The 1,276-nt window shown below is 68.1% G+C and carries 1 protein-coding gene and 2 pseudogenes; 2 read left to right on the top strand and 1 reads right to left on the bottom strand.

Annotated features, from left to right (window positions below; translation table 11 throughout):
- Window positions 1-91: 91 nt before the first annotated feature.
- Window positions 92-187: pseudogene (locus ACH4E7_RS45635) on the top strand (IS5/IS1182 family transposase); the annotation flags it as partial.
- 24 nt (window positions 188-211) lie between these two features.
- On the opposite strand, the gene ACH4E7_RS45630 reads toward ACH4E7_RS45635, so the two are convergent.
- Entirely contained in the window at window positions 212-553 is a 342-nt protein-coding gene (locus ACH4E7_RS45630; protein ID WP_396255133.1) for a DUF5713 family protein, read from the bottom strand.
- Between the two features lie 208 nt (window positions 554-761).
- Between ACH4E7_RS45630 and ACH4E7_RS45625 the strand changes: the two are divergent.
- Window positions 762-1,276: pseudogene (locus ACH4E7_RS45625) on the top strand (hypothetical protein); the annotation flags it as partial.

Raw genomic sequence — 1,276 nt, 5'->3', positions numbered from 1 at the left:
GGCACCTGGTATCGACCACGCCCCGAACCACTGATCACTGCGCCTCATCCAGACTCAACGGCGAACCGGACAAAGGCTCACATCCCGCCCTCTCAAGAGGCACCGCGCTGTCGCCACGCGGTACGACAAGCTCGCTGTTCGCTACGAGGCGACCGTGCTGATCGCAGCTCTCAACGAATGGCTCTGACCGGGGTGGCCTTCCCGTCCTCGGTCACCAGTCCCTGCCGGCCGTTAGCTCGTCCGCATCCGCGTCCGTGAACCCGTATGCCGACGCGACGAAGCAGAACTCATCGCAGATCCACTCGCGGGCAACCGTCTCGATCCCGCTCCCGGCCGCCATGAACTCCCTGTCCAGCAGGTTGAACTCCTCCGTGGCAGTCCGGGTGAGCGCATAAAAGGCCTCCAGATCCGACGGCCGCTCGGCCTCGATGCGCTCGCACAGTTGCAGCAGGATCGTCCTGCCCCGGTCGACCACCTGATCAGGGAAGTACGAGTCGTCGAACATCTCCCGCAGGAATCCGTGTCCCAGGACCTGCTGGTTGGTGATCGGCATGGCATTTCCCATCTACACGAAGAGCTGACGCGCCGATCATGCCCAGCGGCGCTGACAACGAGGCCACCCATGTGCGCCAGACCCCGCGCGACCAGGACTTCCACAACAGGCCCTAGCGGCGTCGCGGCTTGGCGGCGCGGCCAATGGCCGGCCGCGGACGGCCGATGTGGTGCCCGGCGCAGAAGGAGCAGCGGTACGGTGCGCGCAGGTGCGCCCACGGCTCGCCCTGCAGGCCGCCCTCGCTTGGCTGGAGCACCGGCGACGACGCTGGCCCGACACCGCCAACCCGCACCTGCTGATCAACAAGCAGACCGCACTGGAGACCGGCCCCATCAGCGGCGTCTCAGAAGGCATCCGCAATCCGCTTGCGGTGTATGACTTTTCGCTGTTCAGGCATGGTATGCGGGGTTGGGCGGCAGGGTTTCGGCGTCGGTTTGTCGAGGTCGGAACGGAGTGTGTGATGCCGCCGTCGCCGCTGGGGTTGCTGGAGGAGCGTCGGGAGGCCGCCCGGGTGCGGGTGGAGGATCTGGAGGCCGAGTTGGAGCGCCTGGAGGGTGAGCTGAGGTCGGCGAGGGCGGTGTTGGAGCGTCGGGTGGTGGCGGTGGAGGAGTTGACCGAGGCGCTCGCCCCGGCCGGGGATGGCGTGGGGCCGGCGCAGGCGGGGGTGCGGGTGCCGCCGAAGGGGGCGGTGGTGCCGGTGTGGCGGGAGGGTCTGGATCCGGT

Origin of the sequence: Kitasatospora sp. NPDC018058, assembly GCF_044327205.1 — a bacterium.
In the GTDB taxonomy this organism is placed as follows: domain Bacteria; phylum Actinomycetota; class Actinomycetes; order Streptomycetales; family Streptomycetaceae; genus Kitasatospora.
Note: the sequence above shows the minus strand (reverse complement) of the source record. Positions and strands in the feature narration are given on the sequence as shown.

Coding starts and splice junctions, on each gene's coding strand:
- ACH4E7_RS45630 (WP_396255133.1), bottom strand. CDS start 553: ATGCCGATCACCAACCAGCAGGTCCTGGGACACGGATTCCTGCGGGAG.